Raw genomic sequence first — 23,184 nt, 5'->3', positions numbered from 1 at the left:
CATGGCCGACAAACACTACCGGGCCCTGGTCTGCACCCACTGGGGCCACTGGAATGAACTGGAACTGCAGGCACTGCAGCGGCCCGTGCTGGCACCCGGCCAGGTCCGCATCCGTGTACGCCATGCGGGCATAGGCTTTGCCTTGAGCCTGTTCGTCGCAGGCACCTACCAGCGTAGGCCGCCCCTGCCCTTCACGCCCGGCACCGAGGTGGCGGGTGAAATCATGGAGGTTGCCCCCGATGTCCGCCAGCTGCGCCCGGACCTGCGCACGGGCCAGCGCGTCATTGCGGCCTTGGACTGGGGCGCGCTGGCGCAGGAAGCCGTGGCCCTGGCCCATACCGTCTATGCCCTGCCCGATGCCGTCCCCCTGTGCGCAGCGGCCGCCCTGCCCATCACCTATGCCACCTCCTGGTCGGCACTGCAGTGGGCGGCCCGGCTGCAGGCCGGGGAAAGCGTGCTCGTGCACGGAGCCAGCGGCGGCCTGGGCATGGCGGCCGTACAGATCGCCAGCCACCTGGGCGCGCAGGTCATCGCCACGGCCAGCACCGAGGAAAAGCGCTCGGCAGCGCTGGCCCATGGCGCCGCCCACGCCCTGCCATCCGACGCCGTGGCGCTGCCCACAGCCGTGAAGGCGCTGTGCCCCGCAGGCGGGGTCCAGGTGGTCTTCGACCCCGTCGGCGGCGACCTGGCCGATGCCTCCCTGCGCTGCATGGCACCCGGGGGCCGCCTGCTGGCCATGGGCTTTGCCAGCGGGCGCATTCCGCAGTTTCCCGCCAATCTGCTGCTGGTGAAGAACCTGGGCGTGCTGGGCTTCAACTACGGCCGCTATATCGGCTGGGGACTGACCGACGAGCGTGCCGTCCACGCACCGGCCGTGCAGGCCCTGGTCGGGCAGATCACGCAAGCCGTCGCCAGCAGGGCCATCGCGGCGCCACGCACCATGCACTTTCCCTTGCCGCAGTGGCAGCAGGCACTGGACACCACCATGTCGCGCCGCGCCGTGGGCAAGGTCATCCTGGATTTCTGATGTCTTCGACTCCCCATCCATTCGACGATGAGCCACTGCTGGCCGGCATCACCGTCCTCGACATAAGCCAGGGCGTGGCCGGCCCCTACTGCGGACTGCTGCTGCGCCAGCAGGGCGCGCGGGTGATCAAGATCGAACCGCCCGCTGGCGACTGGAGCCGGCAGATGGGCAGAAGCCGGGATGGCCAGACCGCCATCTCGGTGGCCTGCAACGCCGGCAAGCACAGCGTGGTGCTGGACACGCGTGCGCCCGAAGGGCGCGCGGCGCTGCAGGCGCTGGCCTTGCGCGCCGACGTGGTGCTGCAGAATTTCCGCCCCGGCGTGGCAGCCCGCATGGGCGCCGACCCCGTGCAACTGGCCGCAGGCAACCCGCGCCTGGTCTACGTGTCCATTTCCGGCTATGGCAGCGAGGGGCCGATGGCCGGACTGCCGGCCCTGGACACGACCATGCAGGCCTACGGCGGCCTGATGCACGCCAACCGCGACCCGGCCACGGGCCAGCCCCGCCGCATCGGCCTGCTGCTGGCCGACCTGGCAACGGCCCTGTATGCCGCCCAGTGCACCACGGCAGCGCTGTTGCGGGCCGCACGCACGGGCCGGGGCCGGCACCTGGAACTGTCCATGCTGCAGGTCTGCGCGGCCCTGCAGTCCTACCTGGTCATTGAAGGCGCCCTGTTCCCCGGCGCGGAGGCCTCGGCCTTCAACGCGCCCACGGGCCTGTTCCCCGTGGCCGATGGCATGCTCTACCTCAGCATGCTGGACGACGCCATGTTCGCCCGCCTGTGCAAGACCATGGGTTTTGACGATTGGCTGCAGGACCCGGCCCTGCGCAGCAGCGCGGGCCGGCTGCCGCAGGCGCAGCACCTGTCGGCCCGGCTGGCGCAGGCCCTGCTGCACCAGCCACTGGCCCATTGGGAGCGGCTGTTCAAGGACAACGACATCCTGTTCGGACGCGTGCGCCACCCCTTCGAAATGCTGGACGATCCCCAGTCGGCGCACCTGTTCCAGCGCACGCCCGGCCACTGCGCCTGGCCGGACCTGCCCCTGCCGCGCCTGCCGGGACAGACGCATGCGACGGATGCCCAGGCCCTGGTGCCGCCCGCGCTGGGCGAACACACGCAGGCCGTGCTGCGGGAGTTCGGCCTGCGCTGACTACTGGCGCCAGGGCAGGCCGCGCAGGCGCCAGCCGCCGACATGGCCGCGCTGGCCGTTGGCGTCCACGTCGCCCTCGAAACCTTCGAGGATGTTGTAGGCCTCGATGCCCAGTTGCGTCGCACGCTGGGCGGCAGCCACCGAGCGCACGCCGCTGCGGCACAGCAGGACCACCTTGCCGCCTTCAGGCACGGCGGCGCGCAGCTGGCTGTCGAATTCGGGATTCATCGCCATGGACGGCCACTGCTTCCAGGCCACGGCCACGGCGCCCGGTACGCGGCCCACCCAGTCGCGCTCGGCATCGGTGCGCACATCGACGAGCACGGCTTCGCCGGATTGCTGCCATTGCCAGGCGAGTTCGGCAGGAATATCACCTGCATATCCCGGTGCGGGCTGGACGGTCAGCGGGATCGCTGCGGGGACGGGAGCGCTTGCGGTCATGGATTGGCTTTCTGAATAAGACGCGGTTGTGTGCACGGCAAGAATAACCGTGCCGCCTGCGTGAGGACGCATGAGGCCGCATTGATCCGCATTGAGTTGCCTGAAGTCGCCTCAAGTCGCCCCCGGGCGCCTCGCCTACTCCCAGGGAGGCAGCAGCTTGTCGCGCAGCACCTGGCGCTGCGCCTCCCAGCCCGGCATGACGCTGGCCACCGTGGCCCAGAAGCGCGGGCTGTGGTCCATGTACCGAAGATGGGACAGCTCGTGCACGACCACGTAGTCGATGACCTCGGGCGCGTGCTGCATGAGCCGCCAATTCAGCCGGATGGCGCCCGCCGTGTTGGCACTGCCCCAGCGCGTGCTTGCGCTGGTCAGCCTCAGGCTGGTCCACTGCACGCCCAGGAGCGGTGCGTGGCGCTGCAGGCTGGCCGTGAACCAGGAGCGCGCCTCGCGCAGCATCCAGGCCTGCACGCAGGCGCGCACCTCGGCGGCCGATGCCCCGGGCGCCAGCGGCAGTTGCAGGGACTGGCTGCCGTCGGCCGCCTGTTCACGGTGTATCTGGCGCGTGCGCAGCGGCTGGGTTTCGCCGCCGGTCAGGCACAGCTGCAAGGGGCGGCCCAGGTAGCCGATCTCCGCGCCGTGCTCCCATCGGATGCGTGCCGCCTGCTGGGCTTGCTGGCGCTGGCCGGCCTCGTGCAGCTTGCGCATTATCCAGCCCGATTTCGCATCCAGCGCCTGTGCGATGGCAGCCATGTTCACCCAGGCCGGTGCGCTGACCACCAGCCCCTGCGCGCCGATGGTGAAGCCGATGGTGCGCCGGCGCGAGCGCTGCAGCCGGTAATGCAGCACCTGTCCCTGGAGGACCGCCTGCTGGTTGGCCTCCGGATGGACGCTGGGACTGTGCTCGGGGATGGTGGATGGAGACGGGGCAGATGAAGGAGGAGGCGCGGATGGAGGCTGGGCGGGGGGAGCGGCCCGGTCACGGCGCGGCTTCAGCCCGCCGTCCTGCGTTTGCACGGCAGGTGGCAGCAGCCAATCCCAACTGCGCTGTGCCGGGTCCGCCATGCCGCTCTCCGGCGCCTCAGGCGCGGTAGGCCTCGGGGTCGAGGCGCTGCATTTCTGCCTCGATCCAGTTTTCGACTTCCACCATCAGCTCCTCGTGCTTGCGGCCCACGGAAGGAATGGGCTTGCCGATGGAGACATCCACCACGCCCGGCGTCTTGATGAAGGCCTTGCGCGGCCAGCACTTGGCCGAGGTGACGGCCACGGGCACGACCGGCACGCCGGTCATGATGGCCAGGCGCGTGGCGCCGGTCTTGTACTCGCCCCTTTGGCCGCGCGGGATGCGCGTGCCTTCGGGAAACATGATCACCCAGGTGCCCTGGCCCAGCAGGCGCTTGCCCTGCTCGACCACCTTGTGGAAGGCACGCGAGCCGTGCTTGCGGTCGATGTGGATCATGTCCATGCTGCCGATGGACCAGCCGAAGAAGGGGACCATGAGCAGCTCCTTCTTGAACACATAGGCCAGCGGGCGCGGCATGATGGCCGGCATGAGGAAGGTCTCGTAGGTGGACTGGTGCTTGACCAGCAGCACCACGCCCTGCTTGGGATCGGTGGGCAGGTTCTCCATGCCCTGCACGCGGTGGCGCACGCCCATGATGACGCGGGCGCTGTCCACCGACAGCTTGAGCCAGGCGCGCGCCACGGCATAGACGCGGCGCGGCCCGCCGCCCAGCCAGCGCGTGAGCAGCACGGCCAGGGTGTAGGGGATCACGGTGATGCCCATCCAGAGCATGTGGAGGGTGGAGCGGATCAGGGACATGGCGGCAGTGTGGTGCAGAAAGCGGCGCAAGGGCCGGGCGGCAGGCCCGGGCCTTGCGCCCTCAGGAATCGGAATTCACAAAGATAGCATTGTGCGCAGGACGGCAGGCCGGCGGCGCATGGGAAAAGCGCCGTTCGGGCGTTCAGGCGTTCAGGCGTTCAGGGAGCCGGTGCGGCATCCGCCGGAACCAGCGCATCGGCCAGCGCGGCCAGGCTGGCATGGCGCTGGGTGCCGGGCGGCAGCCCGGGCGGCAGCGCCCCGTCCAGAGACACTCCGGCGCTGGCGCCCGTGCAGACCAGGTGCAGGCGCGCGCCCATGGCGGCACCGGCCTGCAGGTGGGCCACGCAGGAGCCGACCACCCACAGCTGGTGGCCCTCGACGCCGAAGCGCTCGGCAATCTGCTCGAACAGCGCCGTGCCGGGCTTGCGGCAATGGCATTCCTCGTCCGGCGCATGGGGGCAGTAGAAAACCGCATCGACGCGCGCGCCTGCCGCCGCCATTTCACGGTGCATGCGCGCGTGCACGGCATTGAGTTCGGTCACGTCGAACAGGCCCCGGCCCAGGCCCGGCTGGTTGGTGGCGACCACCACATGCCAGCCCGCCCGGTTCAGGCGCGCCACGGCTTCCAGCGCCCCGTGCTGGGCCGTCCAGGCCTCGGCCGAGCCTATGAAGCCCTCCTCACCGATCTGGTTGAGGGTTCCGTCACGGTCCAGGATCGCAATTTTCATGGTCGGGTCCCAAGAATGTCAGAACTCAATTGCGCGCGTCCCAAGACGAGGGACACCGAGGAAGGGCCTAGGCCGGCCGCGCCGCCCCGCATCGAGGGTGTCGTCCCCCTCCCTTGCGAAGCAAGTAGAGAGGGGGAAGGCGCGAAGCGCCTCAGGGGGTGCTCCATTTACGCCAGTCGCGAAAGGTCCGCCACGCGGTTCATGGCTTCGTGCAAGGTCGCCAGCAGGCCCAGGCGGTTGGCCTTGAGCGCCGGGTCTTCGGCGTTGACCATCACATGCTCGAAGAAGGCATCGACCGGGGCGCGCAGCGCGGCCAGGGTCTGCAGGCTGGCCGTGTAATCGCCGGCAGCAAACTGCTGCTGTGCCTTGGGCGCCACCGATTGCAGGGCCGCGTAGAGGTCCTTCTCGGCCACCTCGGCCAGCACGGCCGCGTCAACCTGGGCCTGCACAGCCTGGTCGGCCTTCTTGAGGATGTTGCCCACGCGCTTGTTGGCGGCGGCCAGGGCCGGTGCCTCGGGCAGCTCGCCGAAGGCGCGCACGGCCTCCAGGCGCTTTTGCACGTCGGACAGGCGCTGCGGGCGCAGGGCCAGCACGGAGTCCACTTCCTGGGCCGAGAAACCCTGCTCGCGCAGGTTGCCGGCCAGGCGGTCGTAGATGAAGTCGGCCAGCTGGGGCGTGGCGTCCTCGATCTTGTCGCCGAAGGCAGGCAGCACGCTGACCAGCAGGGTCTCCAGGTCCAGCGCCAGGTCCTTCTCGACCAGCATGCGGATCACGCCCAGCGCATGGCGGCGCAGTGCGAACGGGTCGCGGTCGCCCGTGGGCAGGTTGCCGATGCCGAACATGCCGACCAGGGTTTCCAGTTTGTCGGCCAGGGCCACGACCACGCCGGCGTTGCCGCGCGGCAGTTCGTCGCCCGCAAAGCGGGGCTTGTAGTGGTCCTCGATGGCATCGGCCACGGCCACGTCCAGGCCGTCGTTGAGCGCGTAGTAGCGACCCATGGTGCCCTGCAGTTCGGGGAACTCGCCCACCATGTCGGTCACGAGGTCGGTCTTGGCCAGTTGCGCGGCCAGGTCGGCCTGCTGGGCCAGGCCCGTGTCGCCCAGCTGGCGGGCAATGCTCTTGGCGATGGAGCGCACGCGCTCCACGCGCTCGCCCTGGGTGCCGAGCTTGTTGTGATAGACCACCTTGCCCAGCCCGTCCACGCGCGAGGCCAGGGTCTTCTTGCGGTCCTGGTCGAAGAAGAACTTGGCGTCGGCCAGGCGCGGGCGCACCACGCGTTCGTTGCCGCCGATGACGGCGCTGGCATCCTGGGGGCTGATGTTGCTGACCACCAGGAACTGGTGGGTCAGCTTGCCGGCGGCGTCCAGCAGCGGGAAGTACTTCTGGTTGGCCTTCATGGTGAGGATCAGGCATTCCTGCGGCACGTCGAGGAATTCCTTCTCGAACTCGCAGACCAGCACATTGGGACGCTCGACCAGGGCCGTGACCTCGTCCAGCAGGGCATCGTCCTCGATGGGACGGACACCGCCGCCCACGCGCTCGGCAGCGGCCTGCAACTGGCGCGCGATCTCGGCACGGCGCTCGGCGAAGCTGGCGATGACGGCGCCTTCCTCGCGCAGCTGCGCGGCGTAGTCATCGGCAGAGCGGATGACCACGGGATCGACCGCCGCCTCGAAGCGGTGGCCATGCGTGGCCGTGCCGGCCGTCAGGCCCAGGGCCTTGACGCCGATCAGCACCTCGGTGCCGTGCAGCACCACCAGGCCGTGGGCCGGGCGCACGAAATGGACGCTGCTCCAGCCGTCGGCCAGCTGGTAGCGCATGACCTTGGGGATGGGCAGCCTGGCAATGGCTTCGTCCAGCGCCTTTTGCACGCCGTCGGCCAGCATCACGCCGCGCACGGTGGAGGCGTGGAACAGGGCCTCGGCCTTGCCCTCGCCCTGGCGCGTCAGGCCGGCAACGGCTTCTTCGCCGGCGCCCAGGGCGGCCAGCTTCTTGATCAGGGCGGGCGTGGGCTTGCCGTCGGCGTCCAGGCCCACGGAGACGGGCATGAGCTTTTGCGACACGGCCTTGTCCTCGGCCTGGGGCAGGACTTCGGTGATGTGGGCGGCCAGGCGGCGCGGCGAGGCATAGGCCGTCAGGCGCGCTTCGCTGGAGGCCAGCAGGCCCTGGGCCTTGAGCTGCTCGAACAGCACGCCGGCAAAGGCGTCGCCCAGCTTTTGCAGCGCCTTCGGGGGCAGCTCTTCGACAAACAGTTCAACAAGAAGATTCGATGCGTTCATGGTCTGGTGTTCTCTCGGTGCAGCGGTGTCCGCCTCAGGCGGCCTTCTTGCCCTGTTGTTCGGCGGCCTTGGCCAGCTCGGCCAGCACTTCGTCGGCATGGGCCTTGGGCGCCATGGGGAAGCCCAGGCGTGCACGGCTGTCCATATAGGCCTTGGCCACGGCGCGGGCCAGGTTGCGGATGCGGCCGATGTAGGCGGCACGCTCCGTCACGCTGATGGCGCCGCGCGCATCGAGAAGGTTGAAGGTGTGGGCGGCCTTGAGCACCTGCTCGTAGGCCGGCAGCGCCAGCTGTTCGCCGATCAGGTGGTTGGCCTGCTTTTCGTAGGCGCCGAAGGCGGTGAACAGGAAGTCGGCGTCCGAATGCTCGAAGTTGTAGGTGGACTGCTCCACCTCGTTTTGGTGGTAGACGTCGCCGTAGCTCAGGCCGTCGGTCCAGGTCAGGTTGTAGACGTTGTCCACGCCCTGCAGGTACATGGCCAGGCGCTCCAGGCCGTAGGTGATCTCGCCCGTGGCGGGCTTGCAGTCGATGCCGCCGACCTGCTGGAAGTAGGTGAACTGCGTCACCTCCATGCCGTTGAGCCAGACTTCCCAGCCCAGGCCCCAGGCGCCCAGCGTGGGGTTCTCCCAGTCGTCCTCGACGAAGCGGATGTCGTTCTTCTTCAGGTCGAACCCGAGGGCTTCGAGCGAGCCCAGGTACAGCTCCAGGATGTTGTCGGGCGCGGGCTTGAGCACCACCTGGAACTGGTAGTAGTGCTGCAGGCGGTTGGGGTTGTCGCCATAGCGGCCGTCCTTGGGGCGGCGGCTGGGCTGCACGTAGGCGGCCTTCCAGGGCTCGGGGCCCAGGGCGCGCAGGAAGGTGGCGGTGTGCGAGGTGCCCGCGCCCACTTCCATGTCATAGGGCTGGAGCAGCGCGCAGCCCTGGTCGGCCCAGTAGGACTGCAGCTTGAGGATGATTTGTTGGAAAGTGAGCATGACTTGTTTCAGGCGTCGCACGCAGGCCGGGGCCGCGCCGGTGAATGAGAGGCGGCTCGCGCCGCGCAAACGACGATTTTAAGGCGCCGCCCGGCCGTGCGCCGTGGCGCCGGCCTGCGGCCCCACTGCGGCAGCGACGCCACGCGATCTGCATCAAAAAACAGAGCACGCATTGCATACAGGCAAAGGCCATGGCGCGGGACCAACTGGAAACAGGCCTTGCAAGGCCCGGCAGCTTCATTTTTTGACAATTCACCGGGGCCGCGGCCGGTGGCCGTTCGCCACGCCGCCATGCACGCCCCCTAGAATGGCCCATTGACCTTTTTTGTCGTGGACCACCACCGCCCCGGAGCCTGCCATGAACCTGATGAACATCATCACCAAGCAACTGATAGAGATCATCGAGTGGACCGATGACTCGCGCGACACGCTCTCCTACCGCTGGCCCGATGACGACAAGGAAATCAAGAACGGCGCCCAGCTCATCGTGCGCGAGTCGCAGCAGGTGCAGTTCGTCTCGGCCGGCCAGTACGCCGACCTGTTCAGCCCCGGCAAGCACACGCTGACCACGCAGAACATTCCCATCCTGTCCACCATCCAGGGCTGGAAGTACGGCTTCAACTCGCCGTTCAAGTGCGATGTCTACTTCATCAACACGCGCCTGTTCACGGGCAACAAGTGGGGCACCTCCAACCCCGTGATGGTGCGCGACAAGGACTTCGGCGCTGTGCGCCTGCGCGCCTTCGGCACCTACGACTTCCGCATCGTCGAGCCGGCCAAGTTCCTCAAGGAAGTGGCGGGCACGGACCAGAACTTCCGCATCGACGAGTTCGCCGACACCATGCGCTCGCGCATCATCAGCGTGTTCACCGAGTCGCTGGCCAAGGCCCAGGTGCCCGTGCTGGACGTGGCCCAGCGCTATGGCGAGCTGGGCGATGCGCTGCTGCCGCTGATCAACCCGGCCATGACGGACAAGTACGGCCTGGAGATCACCAGCTTCGTGCTGGAGAACGTGTCCGTGCCGCCCGAGGTGGAGCAGGCCATCGACAAGCGCTCCAGCATGACGGCCATCGGCAATCTCAACGACTACGTCAAGTACCAGATGGGCCAGGCCATGACCACGGGCGGCGAAGGCGCTGCCGCAGCCACCCTGCCCGCCACCATGGCCATGGGCTTCGGCATGGCGCAGGAGATGATGAAGAGCATGCAAAGCGGCGGCGGTGCCGGTGGCGCACCGGCCGGCCAGGGCCAGACGTCCGATCCGTTCTCGCCCGCTGCCGCACAGGCGGCCCAGGCCCCCGCAGCGCCCGCCGCCGGTGGACTGCAGGTGCTGACCCCGGCCCAGGCGGCCCAGGTACTGGGTGTGAGCGAGGCCGATGTGCTGGCCGAGATCCAGGCCGGCAACCTCAAGGCACGCCAGATCGGCAGCCAGTGGCGCATTGCGCAGGCCGCACTCGATGACTTCCTGCGCGGCTGACATTTCCGTGGTTTGACCCTTTGCGGCGCCAGGCCCTGCCTGGCGCCGCGTCCCGTTTTCCAGGACCGATGCCGTGAGCGCGCCCTCCTCCAGTTCCTCCAGCACCTCGACTTCCCCCGCCTCCGGTTCCTGGGAGGCCGCAGCCGCCGCGCCCGCCATGGTGCGCAAGCACCCCTGCCCCGAATGCGGCGCCAATCTCGAATGGAATGCCCAGGCCCAGGCGCTCAAGTGCCCGTACTGCGGCACCACGGTGCCCTGGAGCGAGGAAACGCGCGAGGAGCTGGGCCGCGATGTGGTCGAGCAGGACCTGGCCGAGGCGCTGCGCAACCCCCAATCCGGCCGGGGCTGGGGCACGGAGGACCGCTACGAGGTCCAGTGCCAGAACTGCCGCGCGATCTCGGTCTTCGTGAACCGCACCGTGGCCCAGCGCTGCGACTTCTGTGGTTCACCCTCCATCGTCGCCCATGAGGAGCAGGGCGATGCCATCACGCCCCAGAGCATCCTGCCCTTCAAGATCAGCGACGGCCAGATCCGCGACCGCATCCGCCAGTGGTACGGCAGCCGCTGGTTCGCACCCAACCGCCTGAAGTCCGCAGCACTGACCGACACGCTGCATGGCGTCTACCTGCCCTACTGGACCTTCGACGCCCACGCCAGCGCCGACTGGCAGGCCGAGGCAGGCTTCTACTACTACACCACCGAGTCCTACCGCGACAGCAACGGCAACGTGCAGACGCGCCAGGTGCGCCATGTGCGCTGGGAGCCGGCCTCGGGCAGCCTCGCGCATTTCTTCGACGACGAACTGGTGCCCGGCACCGTGGGCGTGCACGCCAACCTGCTGCGCCAGGTGGAGCCCTTTCCCACCACCACCGACCTCAAGCCCTACACGCCCGAGTTCGTGCGCGGCTGGACCGTGGAGCGCTACCAGATCGACCTGGGCAAGGCCGCCCAGGTCAACGTGCAGGACATGGACGAGCAGCTGCGCGCCCTGTGCGCGCGCCAGGTGCCCGGCGACACCTACCGCAACCTGCAGGTGCAGCGCGAGTACCAGGGCCGCACCTTCAAGCACATCCTCGTGCCGGTCTGGCTGGTGGGATACACCTACGGCAGCAAGACCTTCCAGATCATCGCCAACGGCTACACCGGCCAGATCGCGGGCGAGCGCCCCTACAGCGCCCTCAAGATCACGCTGGCCGTGCTGGCCACGATCATGGTGCTGGCGCTGCTGTGGGTGATGTTCGGCCAGTAAGTAGGCCGGCTGCCGCTCACCACGCGCTCCAGACCTCTTCGGCAAGCCCGAAGGCGGTGCTCGCGCCGGAACCTCCGGTGACCGCCACCACACGCGTGGCCTCGTCGGGCGCATGCACCACGCAGGGCGCGTCCTGCGCACTCGGATAGACGCCCACCCAGCGCTCCACCACCTGGGCGTCGCGCAGGTTCAGGGCCTCGTTCATGTGGCGCAGCATCAGCCCGTCCACGGCCTCGCTGGCAAAGGGCTGGGGCGCTGCGCCGTAGTGGTGGGAATCGCCCACCACCAGGCTGCCGTCGGCGCTTTGCACGGCGATCAGGTGGATGCCATGGGCCAGGCTCTCGCCCTCCTCCCGCTCCAGTTCGGCGCGCAGCGCGGCGGCTTCGGGCAGGGCGCTGTAGCCCTCGTATCTGACCATGCTCAGGTCACCCATGACCGAGCCCTCGAGCCGAAAGCCCGGCTGCGGCCGCACGCGCAGCATCTGCAGCTGGCACAGCTGGATGCGGTGCGGCGCCCACAGGCCGGCGAACAGGCCGCCCGGGTCGGCGTTGTTGCAGACCACCACGCGTTCGCCGTGGTAGCTGGCGCGCGTGCTGCGCACCCGGGGTGCCGCCACCTCGAGCACGGCCTCGCCGAAGCGGAAATCCACGCCCATGGCCTGCTCCAGCCACTGCGCCAGCCGGGCAATGGCCGTGCGCGACTCCACGCGCAGTTCATGCGGGCTGTAGAGCACGGCACTGAGGTCTCCGGTGCGCAGTGCCGGGTGGCGCTCGGCGGCCTGGGCCGGCGTGAGCAGCTCGCAGCGCTCGCCCATCGCCGTGCTCAGAAAGGCATGGAGCACGGCCTCGGCACTGGGGCGACGCGCCGTCAGCCACAGGCCGCGGTGCACGACCTCGATGCCGGCCTGCGGCGCGATCTCGGCCCAGGTGTCGCGCGAGCGCATGGCACGCCGCCAGTGGGCGCCTGCCTGCTGGCCAGTGACGGTCACAAAGCCGAAGTTGCGGATGGAGGCGGAGATGCAGGCCGCGTCGCGCTCGATGACGAGCACGCTGCGGCCACGGCGCGCAGCCGCATAGGCGTGGGCCAGGCCGACAATGCCGGCCCCCACCACGATCAGGTCGTAGTTCTTCATGGGAGGAAACAGAGGAAAAGGAAAGGAAAAATCAGCGCTGGCGCCAGCGCTGCGTGCGCCGCTGCACCCAGGCATCCAGCGCCGCGATCAGCAGCCGGCCCGTGGCGGCCGTGGCAAAGATCAGCGTGGCCATGGCCGCGGCGGGCGCGGTGTCGCCCGCGTCGTCCATGGCCAGCACGGCCACCGAGGCCAGCGTGGTCTCGGGCGAGTAGAGGAACACCACGGCCGACACCGTGGTCATGGCATTGACGAAGAAGTAACCGGCCACCTGCATCACCACGGGCATGCACACCGGCAGGTGCACGCGCCACAGCAGCGTCCAGAAGGCCACGCCCATGGAATCGGCCACGCGCTCGTATTCGGCATCGAGCTGCTGCAGCGCGGCCAGTTGCGTGATGTGCGCCACCGAGAAGAAATGCGCCACCGAACACAGCACCAGGATGGCCATGCTGCCGTACAGGAAGTGCAGCGGATTGCCCTGGGCATTGAAGAACAGGATGTAGCCCAGGCCCAGCGCCAGCCCCGGCACGGCCATGGGCAGCGTGGCCACGGCATGCAGCCACTGGCGCGTGCGTGCCCAGCGCTGGGGCTTGGCCACCAGGTAGGCGGTCACGAAACTCAGCACCGCCCCCACCACCGCCGTGGCCAGCGCCATGGACAGCGAGTTGCCATAGCTGGCCCAGCCGCCGCCGTCCATCATGTCGAAGCGGTAGTTCTTGAACGTCAGCGCGAGGTTGTAGGGCCAGTAGCTGACCAGGGAGGCCAGCACGGCCGTGCCCATGACGGCCAGCAGCGCCAGCGCCACCAGCGCGCAGTAGGCAAGCAGCGCGCGGTCCAGCGGCGCATGGGGCTGGGGCATCAGCGGCACGGAGCGCACGCCCATGGTCGCCGCCTGCCGCGCACGCAAATGGCGCTCTGCCGCAAAGGCCAGGCCGGCCGGCACCAGCAGCAGCATGGCCACCACGGCGCCCATGGACAGCTTTTGCTGGCCTATGACCTGCTTGTAGATATCGGTGGCCAGCATGGCCGTGTTGCCGCCGATGACCTTGGGCACGCCGAAGTCGGTCACCACGAGCACGAAGACCACGATCCAGGAAATCATCAGCCCGTAGCGGCTGGCCGGCAGCGTGACCTGGCGGAAGCTGCGCCAGCGGCTGGCGCCCAGCGTGGCGGCAGCCTCGTACAGGCGCGCATCGCCCGAGGCCAGCGTGGTGCACAGGATCATCAGCGCATGCGGAAAGGTCCAGAGCACCGAGCCCACGATGATGCCGAAGGGCCCGTAGGCCGAGCCTCCCTGCAGCCAGCCCTTGAGCAGGCCCTGGCTGCCGAACAGGTAGATCAGGCTGATGGCCATGAGCAGCGAGGGGGCCAGCAGCGGCACCAGGGCCAGCCCCCGGAACCAGCGCGCCAGCGGCATGCAGCTGCGCACCACGCCATAGGCGTAGACATAGGCCAGCAGCACGCAGACCGTGCTGCTCACGGCCGACAGCCACAGGCTGTTGAACAGCGATTGCGCCACGCCCGGCATGCGCGCATAGGTGATGAACTGGGCCAGGCCCGTGAAGCGGCCCGTGTCGTCCCAGAAACTCCTGCCCAGCAGGCTGGCCACCGGCAGGGCGATGGTGGCCAGCAGCCAGGCCAGTGCCCCCAGCACCAGGGCGCCCAGCCACCAGCGCTCCCAGCCTGCGCTGCGCCCCCGAGGACGCACGGGCCCTGCAGGCGCGCTGCGGCGGGCGGGAACGGAGCGGTCCACCGGCACGGGCACGGGCACGGGCACGGAAATGGCCGTGTCCATGGGATGCGCGCTCATGCAGCCTTCCTCGCGTCGGGCGCCGCCAGCGGCTGCAGTGCGGCGGCGGGCAGCTCCATCAGCACCTCGCCCTGCAGCCAGTCGGGCAGGCCCACATCGTGGCGCAGCGGCCACTGGGCGTCGATCTGGCATTGCAGGGTGGAACTGAACAGGCGCACCAGGGCCATCGATCCGAGGAAGGAGGTCTCCACAACGCGGGCGCGGAACAGGTTGGGCAATGCCGTGGGCTGGGCCGGGTGCAGCACCACGCTCTCGGGCCGCACGCCGACCAGCAGGGCAGCGCCCGGCTCGAAACCGGCCAGCGCGCAGCGCAGGCTGGCCTCGCCGATGCGCACCTGGTCCGCCGATTCGGCCGTGGCCGGCAGCAGGTTCATGCGGCCCACGAAGCCGGCCGCGAACTGGCTCACGGGCCGGGCATAGAGCTGCTCGGGCGAGCCCTGCTGCTCGATGCGGCCCTGGTGCATGAGCACCACGCGGTCGGCCATGGACAAGGCCTCTTCCTGGTCGTGCGTGACCATGATGGAGGCAATGCCCAGCTGGCGCTGCAGCTGGCGGATCTCGCTGCGCAGCTCGGTGCGCACCTGGGCGTCCAGGGCGGACAGCGGTTCGTCCAGCAGCAGCAGGCGCGGCCGGGGCGCCAGCGCGCGGGCCAGGGCCACGCGCTGCTGCTGGCCGCCCGACAGCTGGGCCGGGTAGCGCTGGGCCTGCGCGCCCAGGCCCACCAGGGACAGCATCTCGGCCACGCGCTCGCGCGCCTGCGCCGCAGGCTGTGCGTTCAGGCCGAAGGCCACGTTCTGCGCGGCCGTGAGATTGGGAAACAGCGCATAGCTCTGGAACACCACGCCGAAGCCACGACGCGCGGCAGGCCAGCGCGTGATGTCATCGCCCTGGAACAGCACCCTGCCCTCGTCGGGCATGTCGATGCCGCAGACGATGCGCAGCAGCGTGGTCTTGCCGCAGCCCGAAGGGCCGAGCAGGCTGACGAACTCGCCCGCCTCCACGTTCAGGTCAATGCCGCGCAGCACCTGCTGCTCGCGGTAGCGCTTGGCGATATGGTCTATGCGCAGCATGGCGTGGCCCTCGACTTACTTCTTTTCCGATTTGGCTTCGTAGCGGCGGCTCCACTCGGCCAGGATGCGGTCGCGGTTGGCCGCAGCCCAATCGAAGTCGTTCTTCGCCAACCGCTTTTCGAGATCGGCAGGAATGAACTCCAGCTTCTCCTGCGCCTCGGGCAGGGCCAGCACGGCGAAGTTGGCGGCGTACAGCTTGTTGGCCTCTGGCGTGACGGCCCAGTCGGCCAGCGCCTTGGCGGCTTCCTGCTTCTTGCTGGTCTTGAGGATGGCCGTGGCCTCCACGTCCCAGCCCAGGCCTTCCTGCGGGAAGACGATGTCGATGGGCGCACCGTCCTTTTTGGTCTTGCTGGCGCGGTACTCGAAGCTCAGGCCCACGGGGAACTCGCCGGCCCCCGCCTGTCGGCAGGGCTTGGAGCCGCTGTGCGTGTACACGCCCATGTTCTGGTGCAGGCCGTCCATGTAGGCCCAGCCTTTTTCCTCGCCCATGATCTGCAGCCAGGCCGCGACCATCAGGTAGCCCGTGCCGCTGGAGGCCGGGTGGGGCATGGTGATCGTGCCCTTGAATTCGGGCCTGACCAGGTCGGACCAGCTGGCGGGCACGGGCAGCTTGCGCTTGCCGGCCTCCACGGTGTTGAAGCAGATGGCCGAGGACCACAGGTCCATGCCCACCCAGGTCGGCTGGGCGCGCGGATCGCGCATGTTGGCGCGCACCTTGTCCAGGCCCTTGGGCGCGTAGGGCTGCAGCATGCCCTGCTTGTCCAGCAGCATCAGCGAGGTGGCGGCCACGCCCCAGATCACGTCGGCCTGGGGGTTGGCCTTCTCGGCCAGCAGGCGGGCCGTGATGATGCCCGTGCTGTCGCGCACGAACTTGAGTTCGATATCGGGATGGGCCTTCTCGAAGCCGCTCTTGTAGGCCTTGATCTGGTCGGCCTCCAGCGCGCTGTAGACCAGCAGCTCGGTCCTGGCCGCGTGGGCAAGGGTGGCGAAGGAGGCGACGGTCAGCGCCGCGGAGGCAATGGCGAGGCGGCGGCCCAGGGAGGCAAGGGTGTGGCGCATGGCGTGGCAGTTCCGTTGTGGGTTCGTGGACAGGTGGCAGGTTCACCACCTCTGACACCCACTTTAGGAAGCGCAGGTGAAACGCCCGTGTCACACAACGGAAATTTGGCGAAGCGGGTATTGGCGGATTTGGGTGTCCCCCTCACCCTGCCATCCGCCACGCTCCCCGCTTCTTCAGCCGCGCGGCTTGCCCCTGCCTGTGCGCGTTGCCTGGGCGGCCTGGGCCGCCTGGGGCTGCAGCGCATCCAGCAGCCGGTCCTGCAGGCGCGCGCGGTGCGCCAGGTCCTGATCCAGCCGCGCGGCCAGCGCGTCGATGTGCTCGCGCATCAATTGCTCGGCGCGCGCCATGTCGCCAGCGGCCAGCGCATCGACGATGGCCTCGTGGTCGGCATTGGAGTGCTGGGCCTCGGTCTGCGACTGGTACAGCGCAGACACCAGGGTGGTGCGCGCCGACAGGTCGGCCATCATGGCCGTGAGGAAGCGGTTGCCCAGTTGCTGCGCCAGGCAGACGTGGAAGTCAGCCAGCAGCACGCTGCGCTGGCCGGCGTTGTCGGCCTCGGCAATGGCGCCGCGCTCCTGGGCCACGTGCTGGCGCAGCGTGCGTATGGCCGCCTGCAGCGGCCGGCCCGCGTCGCGCAGCATGCCGGACTCCAGCACGCGGCGCGCGGCATAGGTTTCCTGGGCTTCCTCGAACGAGGGCTCGACCACGTACCAGCCCTGGCGCGAGCGCACCTCGACGAAACCGCGCGCCTGCAGCTGCATCAGCGCCTCGCGCACCATGGTGCGGCTCACGCCGAAGACCTCGGCCAGTTCCTTTTCGCCCAGGCGTTCGCCTGGGCGCAGCTTGCGCTCGACGATGGAGCGCATGACACGCTCGGCAATCAAGGCCGGCCCGGTGGCCGGCGCATCCTGCGGCTCGGACATGGCGGCCTCCTCAGGCCGCGGCCGGAATGCGGCGCGGGCGCAGCGTGGCCATCACCCAGTACACGCCGCCACCGATCAGCACGCCGAAGAACCAGCCGTAGGTGCCCCACCAGACCGGCAGCAGGCTGGTGAAGTTGGGCAGGATGGTGGAGAACACGCTGCCGATGCCGGTGGCGATCAGCGCGTTGACGTTCCAGCCGCCCTCGTAGCGGTACTCGCCATGCTCGTCATACAGCGCTGCCACGTTGATGTTGCCCTTGGCCACCAGGTAGTAGTCCACCAGGATGATGCCCAGCAGCGGCCCCATGGTGGCGCCGATGGCATTCACGAAGTGGGCTGCGCCGCCCTCCCATGGTGCAAAGGGGTAGAGAGCCAGGGCGATCAGCGCGGCGATGTAGCCGCCGCGCTTGAAGTCGATGCGCTTGGGAAACACGTTGGAGATATCGAAGGCCGCCGAGACGAAGTTGGCCACCACGTTGATGCCCAGCGTGGCCACGGCAAAGGTGACGGCGGCCAGCAGGGCCAGCACCCAGCTGTCGAACTTGGCCGAGATCTGCTCCGGGTGCAGCAGCACCTCGCCATAGACCTTGAAGGCCGCAATCGTGGTGATGCCCGCCACCAGCGAGAACGCGATCAGATTCACAGGAAGGCCCCAGAGGTTGCCCTTGGCGACCGCTTCCTTGTTCTTCGCATAGCGCGAGAAGTCGCAGAAATTCAGGTACAGCGCCGCAAAGTAGGTGATCCAGGTCGCGCCCACGGCCATCAGCGCCCAGAAGCTGCCCGGCGCGCCGCTCACGCCCGCATCCTTGGTCTTGTCCAGCAGCACATCCATGGGAATGCCGTGGTCGAAGCTGAAGCCGCCGGCCTTCACGCACAGGCCGATGGCCAGCACCAGCATGGCGATCCACACGGCAGGCCCGGCCCAGTCCTGGAATCGCCGCACGGTCTCCATGCCCCTTTGGATGATCAGCAGCTGCAAAGCCCAGATGACCACATAGCAGATCACCTCCAGCCCTGAATGGCCCAGCCAGTGCGTGGTCTGGTGGAAGGACAGCAGGGCGTCATTGCGCACCAGCAGTGCCACCATGGCGCCCGAGGCGGCCGCCGTCTGCGCGCCATACCAGAAGCAGGCCACGACGGCGCGCACAAGCGCCGCCAGATTCGCCCCCCAGACACCGAACGAGGCGCGCGCCAGCACCGGGTAGGGCACGCCGGTCTTCTCGCCCGCATAGCCCATCAGGTTCATCAGAAAGAAGATGACCAGGGAGCTGATGCCGATGGCGATCAGGAAATTGACGAAGCTGCCGCACAGCAGAAACAGGCTGGCCGCCAGGTAGTAGCCCCAGAGGCTGTGCACGTCCGAAGTCCAGACGTTGAAGATGCTGAAGGCGCCCCAGCGGCGGTCCCTGGTGGGCGCCAGGTCTTCGTTGTAGAGACCTGGCGAGGGGTTGCGGATGTCCATTGATGCGCTCCTTGACCACGAGTAATCACTGACACAAGACCAGCCGAAACCCATGATCAGCTGGCACACAAACTGGCACGCAAACTGGTATGCAAGAAGTGTGCCTTCGGGCGCAGGAGTTTTTTCCCGGGACATACCCGGCCACCGCAGGCCTTCAGGCTGCGGCGACATGGTGAAATATGGAGCCGCCCCCCTCCCTCCAACCCCGCCATGTTCGTCACGCAGCTCAAGTCCTTTTTCTGGGTCGCCCGCCTTGGCAGCATCACGCAAGCCGCGCGCCAGCTCGCACTGAGCCAGCCCACCGTGACCACCCAGATCCGCGCGCTGGAAGAGCACTACGGCGTGGAGCTGTTCCATCGCCAGGGCGGGCGGCTGTCCATCACCGATGCCGGCTTGCGCCTGCTGCCCCAGGTCGAGCAACTGCTGCTGCAGACCATCCAGCTGGAGTCGGCGCTGCGCCATTCGGGCGATGCCAGCCAGGGCCAGCTGCGCATAGGCGCGACGGCGCCCTACTACGTGCTGGACATCGTCAAGCGCTACCAGCGGCGCTTCGAGCGGGTGGAAGTGGCCATCGTGGGCGGCAACTCGCGCCAGATGGTGCAGGCGCTGGTGGACTACCAGGTGGACCTGGCGACCTCCTCACACCTGGAGAGCGATCCGCGCCTGCTGCGCATGGAGCTGGGCCAGGACCCGCTGGCGCTGCTGGTGCACCGCAGCCACCGGCTGGCGCAGCGCACCATGGTGCAGGCGTCCGATCTGGTGCACGACACGCTGATCCTGCGCGAGCGCGGCTCCATGACGCGCCAGCTCACCGAACAGATGCTGGCCGCCGCCGGCCTGGCACCGCGCCACATCATGGAAATCGCCAGCCGCGAAGCCATCCGCGAGGCCGTGATCCGCGACATGGGCATCAGCGTCTTCGCCCGGCATGAAGCCTCGGCCCACCCCGACATCGTCGTCCTGCCCTTCGCAGGCCCCGTGCCGCGCCTGCCCGAGTACCTGTACTGCCTGCGCGAACGCCGCCAGGCCCGGCTGATCGCCGGCTTTCTGGAGGAAGCCGTGCCGGGCGGGGTGCTGCCGGACCAGATGTGAACCGGCTCAGGCCAGCTCGGCATCCGCCAGCAGCGGCTGCCTGAGATCCTTGTCCGACAGCGACATCTCCACATCGAGCTGCGGCCATTGCACGCCGATGGCCGGGTCGTTCCAGGCAATGCCGCGATCGGCCTGGGGCGCGTAGAAGGCAGTGGCCTTGTAGAGGAAGTCGGCGCTGTCGCTGAGCACCACGAAGCCGTGGGCAAAGCCTGGCGGCACCCACAGCTGGCGGTGGTTGTCTTCCGTCAGTTCGGCGCCCACCCATTGGCCGAAGGTCGGCGAGCCCTTGCGGATGTCCACGGCCACGTCGAACACGGCGCCGCGCACCACGCGCACGAGCTTGCCCTGGGCATGCGGCGGCAGCTGGTAGTGCAGGCCGCGCAGCACGCCTTTCTTGCTGCGGCTGTGGTTGTCCTGCACGAACTGGTGGTCCGTGCCCGTGGCCTGGTTGAAGGCCTGCTGGTTGAAGCTTTCCAGGAAGAAGCCGCGATCGTCGCCAAAGACCTTGGGCTCGATCAGCATTACCTCGGGAATGGCCAGGGGTGTTGCCTTCATGCGTGCACCTTTTCCTTGAGGATCTGCAGCAGGTACTGGCCGTAGCCGTTCTTGGCCAGGGCCTGGCCCAGCGTCTCCAGCTGTGCCTGGTCTATCCATCCCTGGCGGAAGGCGATCTCTTCTGGGCAGGAAACCTTCAGGCCCTGGCGCTGCTGCAGGGTGGCGATGAACTGCCCCGCTTCCAGCAGGCTGTCGTGCGTGCCCGTGTCCAGCCAGGCATAGCCACGGCCCATGAGCTCCACATTGAGCTGGCCCTTTTCCAGGTACAGGCGGTTGAGGTCGGTGATTTCCAGCTCGCCGCGCGCCGAGGGCTTGATGGACTTGGCCAGTTCCACGACCTGGCTGTCGTAGAAATACAGGCCAGTGACCGCGTAGTTGCTCCTTGGCTGCCTGGGCTTTTCCTCCAGGGAAAGCACGCGGCCCTGGGCATCGAACTCGGCCACGCCATAGCGCTCGGGGTCCTGCACGTGGTAGGCAAACACCGTGGCGCCCTCGCTGCGCTCGTCGGCGCGCGCCAGCAGGCGGGGGAAGTCGTGGCCGTAGTAGATGTTGTCGCCCAGCACCAGGGCGCTGGGCGCACCGGCCAGGAAATCCTCGGCGATCAGAAAGGCCTGGGCCAGGCCGTCCGGGCTGGGCTGGATGGCGTATTCGATTTTCAGGCCCCACTGCGAACCATCGCCCAGCAACTGCTCGAAACGCGGCGTGTCCTGCGGCGTGCTGATCACCAGGATCTCGCGGATGCCCGCAAGCATGAGGGCGCTCAGCGGGTAGTAGATCATCGGCTTGTCGTAGACCGGCAGCAGTTGCTTGCTGATGGCCAGCGTGGCCGGGTGCAGGCGGGTGCCGGAGCCGCCCGCGAGGATGATGCCTTTGCGTGTCTGGTTCATGTCCTGGATCCTGGGGTTCTTCCTGGAGCGCGCAGCCGCGCTCAGATGATTTCCTGCAGCATGCGGTCCACGCCGGCCTGCCAGTGCGACAGGCGCAGGCCGAAGGTCTGCTGCAGCCGGTCGGTGTTCAGGCGGGAATTGTGCGGACGCTGTGCCGGGGTGGGAAAGGCGCTGGTGGGCACGGCAGCTATTCGCTGCACCTTCCAGGGCCGGTCGGGCGCGAGTTCGCGAGCGCGGGCGATCACATGGCTGGCATAGGCATGCCAGGTGGTCTCGCCACCGGCCACCAGGTGGTACAGGCCCTGGTCGCCGGGTTGGCGCTGCAGCTGGCGAATGGCATGGGCCGTAACGTCGGCGATGAGGTCCGCGCCCGTCGGCGCGCCCCATTGGTCGTCGATCACGCTCAGCGCCTCGCGCTCCTGGGCCAGGCGCAGCATGGTCTTGGCGAAATTGCCGCCGCGCGCCGCATAGACCCAGCTGGTGCGAAAGATCAGGTGGCGGCAGCCTGAAGCCTGGATCAGCTGCTCGCCTTCGAGCTTGCTGCTGCCATAGACGGACAGCGGCGCCGTGGCCTCGGTCTCCGTGCGCGCGGCGCTGCCGCTGCCGTCGAAGACATAGTCCGTGCTGTAGTGCACCAGCAGCGCACCGATCTGCGCCGCCTCGCGGGCCAGCACCTGGGGGGCCAGCGCGTTGAGCAGCCGCGCCTGGTCAGGCTCGCTTTCGGCCTTGTCCACGGCCGTGTGGGCGGCGGCATTGACGATGACATCGGGGCGCAGAGCGCGCACGGTGCGTGCAAGCTCATCGAGGCGCGAGAGATCGCCGCACAGGCCCTGGCCACCGGCATCGCCCTGGCGGTCCAGCGCAATCAGTTCGCCCAGCGGCGCCAGGCTGCGCTGCAGCTCCCAGCCCACCTGGCCATTGCGGCCCAGCAGCAGCAGCTTCATGAGCCGGCTCCCTCCGCGTACTGGCGGCTGACCCATTCGCGGTAGGCGCCGGACTGCACATCGGCCACCCATTCGGGATTGTCCAGGTACCACTGCACGGTCTTGCGGATGCCGGTCTCGAAGGTCTCGGCAGGCTTCCAGCCCAGTTCGCGCTCGAGCTTGCGCGCATCGATGGCATAGCGCCGGTCATGGCCGGGGCGGTCCTTCACATAGGTGATCTGTGCGCTGTAGCTGGTGCCATCGGCCTTGGGGCGCAGCTCGTCGAGCAGGGCGCAGACGGTGTTCACGATCTCGACGTTGGGCTTCTCGTTCCAGCCGCCCACGTTGTAGGTGTCGCCCAGCCTGCCGGCCTCCAGCACGCGGCGGATGGCGCTGCAGTGGTCGCGCACATAGAGCCAGTCGCGCACCTGCATGCCGTCGCCATAGATGGGCAGCGGCTTGCCGGCCAGGGCGTTGACGATCATCAGCGGGATCAGCTTCTCGGGGAAATGCAGCGGGCCGTAGTTGTTGCTGCAGTTGGTCGTCAGCACGGGCAGGCCGTAGGTGTGGTGCCAGGCGCGCACCAGATGGTCGCTGGCAGCCTTGCTGGCCGAGTACGGGCTGTTGGGCTCGTAGAGGTGGTCTTCGGTGAAGGCCGGTGCCGCAGGCGCCAGGCTGCCGTAGACCTCGTCGGTGGATACATGCAGGAAACGGAAGGCTGCCTTGGCCTCGGCATCCAGCGCGCTCCAGTAGCCGCGCACGGCTTCGAGCAGGCGGAAGGTGCCGACCACATTGGTCTGGATGAAGTCCTCGGGGCCATGGATGGAGCGGTCCACATGGCTCTCGGCCGCGAAGTTGACCACGGCGCGCGGCCTGTGCTCGGCCAGCAGGCGGGCCAGGGTCTGGCCGTCGCCGATGTCGGCCTGCACGAAGACATGGCGCGCATCGCCTTGCAGGCTCTCCAGGCTTTTGAGGTTGCCGGCATAGGTGAGCTTGTCCACGTTGAGCACCGGCTCGTCGCCAGCAGCCAGCCAGTCCAGCACGAAATTGGCACCGATGAAGCCGGCGCCGCCTGTGACAAGAATCATGGTTCAACCTTGCAAAATTTCATTGTTCTTGGGGCGGG

The 23,184-nt window shown here is 68.4% G+C and carries 21 protein-coding genes; 5 read left to right on the top strand and 16 right to left on the bottom strand.

The window, feature by feature from the left end; all coding sequences use genetic code 11:
* Position 1: 1 nt before the first annotated feature.
* Together A9976_RS18165 and A9976_RS18160 are read left to right on the top strand one after the other, a co-directional pair.
* A complete protein-coding gene (locus A9976_RS18165) occupies positions 2-1,027 on the top strand; it encodes an NADPH:quinone oxidoreductase family protein (RefSeq protein ID WP_183020160.1) in 1,026 nt (341 codons plus the stop codon).
* Positions 1,027-2,178, top strand: a complete 1,152-nt coding sequence (locus tag A9976_RS18160) for a CaiB/BaiF CoA-transferase family protein (protein WP_183020159.1) — start codon at positions 1,027-1,029, stop codon at positions 2,176-2,178. The genes A9976_RS18165 and A9976_RS18160 overlap by 1 nt, the downstream gene beginning before the upstream one ends.
* Here the strand turns inward: A9976_RS18160 and A9976_RS18155 are convergent, their stop codons facing one another.
* The 6 genes from A9976_RS18155 to glyQ all read right to left on the bottom strand — a co-directional run bounded on the left by A9976_RS18155 (position 2,179) and on the right by glyQ (position 8,418).
* On the bottom strand, positions 2,179-2,619 hold the full coding sequence (locus tag A9976_RS18155; RefSeq protein WP_183020158.1) for a rhodanese-like domain-containing protein: 441 nt from the start codon (positions 2,617-2,619) through the stop codon (positions 2,179-2,181).
* A 135-nt stretch (positions 2,620-2,754) separates the two neighbouring features.
* Positions 2,755-3,681: a M48 family metallopeptidase gene (locus A9976_RS18150; protein WP_183020157.1), complete on the bottom strand. Its 927-nt coding sequence runs from the start codon at positions 3,679-3,681 to the stop codon at positions 2,755-2,757.
* Positions 3,682-3,697: 16 nt separating this feature from the next.
* Positions 3,698-4,438 (bottom strand): 1-acyl-sn-glycerol-3-phosphate acyltransferase, encoded by a 741-nt coding sequence (locus A9976_RS18145; protein ID WP_013804242.1) that lies wholly within the window; start codon positions 4,436-4,438, stop codon positions 3,698-3,700.
* 158 nt (positions 4,439-4,596) lie between these two features.
* Positions 4,597-5,166, bottom strand: coding sequence for an HAD-IIIA family hydrolase (locus tag A9976_RS18140; protein ID WP_183020156.1), 570 nt, complete (start codon positions 5,164-5,166; stop codon positions 4,597-4,599).
* Positions 5,167-5,333: 167 nt separating this feature from the next.
* On the bottom strand, positions 5,334-7,445 hold the full coding sequence (glyS, locus tag A9976_RS18135) for a glycine--tRNA ligase subunit beta (RefSeq protein WP_183020155.1): 2,112 nt from the start codon (positions 7,443-7,445) through the stop codon (positions 5,334-5,336).
* A gap of 34 nt (positions 7,446-7,479) precedes the next feature.
* Positions 7,480-8,418 carry a glycine--tRNA ligase subunit alpha gene (glyQ, locus tag A9976_RS18130; protein WP_012203218.1) on the bottom strand — a complete coding sequence of 313 codons (939 nt, stop codon included), beginning with the start codon at positions 8,416-8,418 and terminating at the stop codon, positions 7,480-7,482.
* Between the two features lie 358 nt (positions 8,419-8,776).
* Here glyQ and A9976_RS18125 point away from each other — a divergent pair, with 358 nt between their 5' ends.
* Complete coding sequence (locus A9976_RS18125) at positions 8,777-9,895, top strand: SPFH and helix-turn-helix domain-containing protein (protein ID WP_183020154.1); 1,119 nt, start codon at positions 8,777-8,779, stop codon at positions 9,893-9,895.
* Between the two features lie 73 nt (positions 9,896-9,968).
* Positions 9,969-11,144, top strand: coding sequence for a zinc ribbon domain-containing protein (locus tag A9976_RS18120; RefSeq protein WP_232245656.1), 1,176 nt, complete (start codon positions 9,969-9,971; stop codon positions 11,142-11,144).
* A 16-nt stretch (positions 11,145-11,160) separates the two neighbouring features.
* Here A9976_RS18120 and A9976_RS18115 read toward each other — a convergent pair whose 3' ends face one another.
* The 6 genes from A9976_RS18115 to A9976_RS18090 all read right to left on the bottom strand — a co-directional run bounded on the left by A9976_RS18115 (position 11,161) and on the right by A9976_RS18090 (position 18,601).
* Positions 11,161-12,276, bottom strand: coding sequence for a TIGR03364 family FAD-dependent oxidoreductase (locus A9976_RS18115; protein ID WP_183020153.1), 1,116 nt, complete (start codon positions 12,274-12,276; stop codon positions 11,161-11,163).
* A gap of 31 nt (positions 12,277-12,307) precedes the next feature.
* On the bottom strand, positions 12,308-14,086 hold the full coding sequence (locus A9976_RS18110) for a putative 2-aminoethylphosphonate ABC transporter permease subunit (protein WP_183020152.1): 1,779 nt from the start codon (positions 14,084-14,086) through the stop codon (positions 12,308-12,310).
* On the bottom strand, positions 14,083-15,156 hold the full coding sequence (locus A9976_RS18105) for an ABC transporter ATP-binding protein (RefSeq protein WP_183020151.1): 1,074 nt from the start codon (positions 15,154-15,156) through the stop codon (positions 14,083-14,085). The genes A9976_RS18110 and A9976_RS18105 overlap by 4 nt, the downstream gene beginning before the upstream one ends.
* A 15-nt stretch (positions 15,157-15,171) precedes the next feature.
* A complete protein-coding gene (locus tag A9976_RS18100) occupies positions 15,172-16,215 on the bottom strand; it encodes a putative 2-aminoethylphosphonate ABC transporter substrate-binding protein (protein ID WP_183020150.1) in 1,044 nt (347 codons plus the stop codon).
* Between the two features lie 174 nt (positions 16,216-16,389).
* A complete protein-coding gene (locus tag A9976_RS18095) occupies positions 16,390-17,139 on the bottom strand; it encodes a GntR family transcriptional regulator (protein WP_183020149.1) in 750 nt (249 codons plus the stop codon).
* Between the two features lie 10 nt (positions 17,140-17,149).
* Positions 17,150-18,601 carry an NCS1 family nucleobase:cation symporter-1 gene (locus A9976_RS18090; protein ID WP_183020148.1) on the bottom strand — a complete coding sequence of 484 codons (1,452 nt, stop codon included), beginning with the start codon at positions 18,599-18,601 and terminating at the stop codon, positions 17,150-17,152.
* A 210-nt stretch (positions 18,602-18,811) separates the two neighbouring features.
* Here A9976_RS18090 and A9976_RS18085 point away from each other — a divergent pair, with 210 nt between their 5' ends.
* Entirely contained in the window at positions 18,812-19,693 is an 882-nt protein-coding gene (locus tag A9976_RS18085) for a LysR substrate-binding domain-containing protein (protein WP_183020147.1), read from the top strand.
* Between the two features lie 6 nt (positions 19,694-19,699).
* On the opposite strand, the gene rfbC is transcribed toward A9976_RS18085, so the two are convergent.
* From rfbC to rfbB, 4 genes are read right to left on the bottom strand one after another with little or no spacing between them, the layout of a single operon-like run.
* Positions 19,700-20,248: a dTDP-4-dehydrorhamnose 3,5-epimerase gene (gene rfbC, locus A9976_RS18080; RefSeq protein ID WP_183020146.1), complete on the bottom strand. Its 549-nt coding sequence runs from the start codon at positions 20,246-20,248 to the stop codon at positions 19,700-19,702.
* Positions 20,245-21,135, bottom strand: coding sequence for a glucose-1-phosphate thymidylyltransferase RfbA (gene rfbA, locus A9976_RS18075; RefSeq protein ID WP_183020145.1), 891 nt, complete (start codon positions 21,133-21,135; stop codon positions 20,245-20,247). Before rfbA ends, rfbC begins: the two co-directional genes overlap by 4 nt.
* Positions 21,136-21,176: 41 nt before the next feature.
* Positions 21,177-22,079: a dTDP-4-dehydrorhamnose reductase gene (gene rfbD, locus A9976_RS18070; RefSeq protein ID WP_183020144.1), complete on the bottom strand. Its 903-nt coding sequence runs from the start codon at positions 22,077-22,079 to the stop codon at positions 21,177-21,179.
* Positions 22,076-23,146, bottom strand: a complete 1,071-nt coding sequence (gene rfbB, locus A9976_RS18065) for a dTDP-glucose 4,6-dehydratase (RefSeq protein WP_183020143.1) — start codon at positions 23,144-23,146, stop codon at positions 22,076-22,078. Before rfbB ends, rfbD begins: the two co-directional genes overlap by 4 nt.
* Positions 23,147-23,184: the final 38 nt, after the last annotated feature.

It is taken from the genome of Delftia sp. UME58, assembly GCF_014170385.1.
Classification (GTDB): domain Bacteria; phylum Pseudomonadota; class Gammaproteobacteria; order Burkholderiales; family Burkholderiaceae_C; genus Comamonas; species Comamonas acidovorans.
Note: the sequence above shows the minus strand (reverse complement) of the source record. Positions and strands in the feature narration are given on the sequence as shown.

Excerpts from the sequence above, each read along its gene's own strand:
- A9976_RS18160 (WP_183020159.1), top strand. The coding sequence starts at position 1,027 with ATGTCTTCGACTCCCCATCCATTCGACGATGAGCCACTGCTGGCCGGC.
- rfbC (WP_183020146.1), bottom strand. The coding sequence starts at position 20,248 with ATGAAGGCAACACCCCTGGCCATTCCCGAGGTAATGCTGATCGAGCCC.
- glyQ (WP_012203218.1), bottom strand. The coding sequence starts at position 8,418 with ATGCTCACTTTCCAACAAATCATCCTCAAGCTGCAGTCCTACTGGGCC.
- glyS (WP_183020155.1), bottom strand. The coding sequence starts at position 7,445 with ATGAACGCATCGAATCTTCTTGTTGAACTGTTTGTCGAAGAGCTGCCC.
- A9976_RS18155 (WP_183020158.1), bottom strand. The coding sequence starts at position 2,619 with ATGACCGCAAGCGCTCCCGTCCCCGCAGCGATCCCGCTGACCGTCCAG.
- A9976_RS18085 (WP_183020147.1), top strand. The coding sequence starts at position 18,812 with ATGTTCGTCACGCAGCTCAAGTCCTTTTTCTGGGTCGCCCGCCTTGGC.
- A9976_RS18110 (WP_183020152.1), bottom strand. The coding sequence starts at position 14,086 with ATGAGCGCGCATCCCATGGACACGGCCATTTCCGTGCCCGTGCCCGTG.
- rfbA (WP_183020145.1), bottom strand. The coding sequence starts at position 21,135 with ATGAACCAGACACGCAAAGGCATCATCCTCGCGGGCGGCTCCGGCACC.
- A9976_RS18100 (WP_183020150.1), bottom strand. The coding sequence starts at position 16,215 with ATGCGCCACACCCTTGCCTCCCTGGGCCGCCGCCTCGCCATTGCCTCC.
- rfbD (WP_183020144.1), bottom strand. The coding sequence starts at position 22,079 with ATGAAGCTGCTGCTGCTGGGCCGCAATGGCCAGGTGGGCTGGGAGCTG.
- A9976_RS18150 (WP_183020157.1), bottom strand. The coding sequence starts at position 3,681 with ATGGCGGACCCGGCACAGCGCAGTTGGGATTGGCTGCTGCCACCTGCC.
- A9976_RS18090 (WP_183020148.1), bottom strand. The coding sequence starts at position 18,601 with ATGGACATCCGCAACCCCTCGCCAGGTCTCTACAACGAAGACCTGGCG.
- A9976_RS18165 (WP_183020160.1), top strand. The coding sequence starts at position 2 with ATGGCCGACAAACACTACCGGGCCCTGGTCTGCACCCACTGGGGCCAC.
- A9976_RS18140 (WP_183020156.1), bottom strand. The coding sequence starts at position 5,166 with ATGAAAATTGCGATCCTGGACCGTGACGGAACCCTCAACCAGATCGGT.
- A9976_RS18105 (WP_183020151.1), bottom strand. The coding sequence starts at position 15,156 with ATGCTGCGCATAGACCATATCGCCAAGCGCTACCGCGAGCAGCAGGTG.
- A9976_RS18145 (WP_013804242.1), bottom strand. The coding sequence starts at position 4,438 with ATGTCCCTGATCCGCTCCACCCTCCACATGCTCTGGATGGGCATCACC.
- A9976_RS18115 (WP_183020153.1), bottom strand. The coding sequence starts at position 12,276 with ATGAAGAACTACGACCTGATCGTGGTGGGGGCCGGCATTGTCGGCCTG.
- A9976_RS18125 (WP_183020154.1), top strand. The coding sequence starts at position 8,777 with ATGAACCTGATGAACATCATCACCAAGCAACTGATAGAGATCATCGAG.
- A9976_RS18095 (WP_183020149.1), bottom strand. The coding sequence starts at position 17,139 with ATGTCCGAGCCGCAGGATGCGCCGGCCACCGGGCCGGCCTTGATTGCC.
- rfbB (WP_183020143.1), bottom strand. The coding sequence starts at position 23,146 with ATGATTCTTGTCACAGGCGGCGCCGGCTTCATCGGTGCCAATTTCGTG.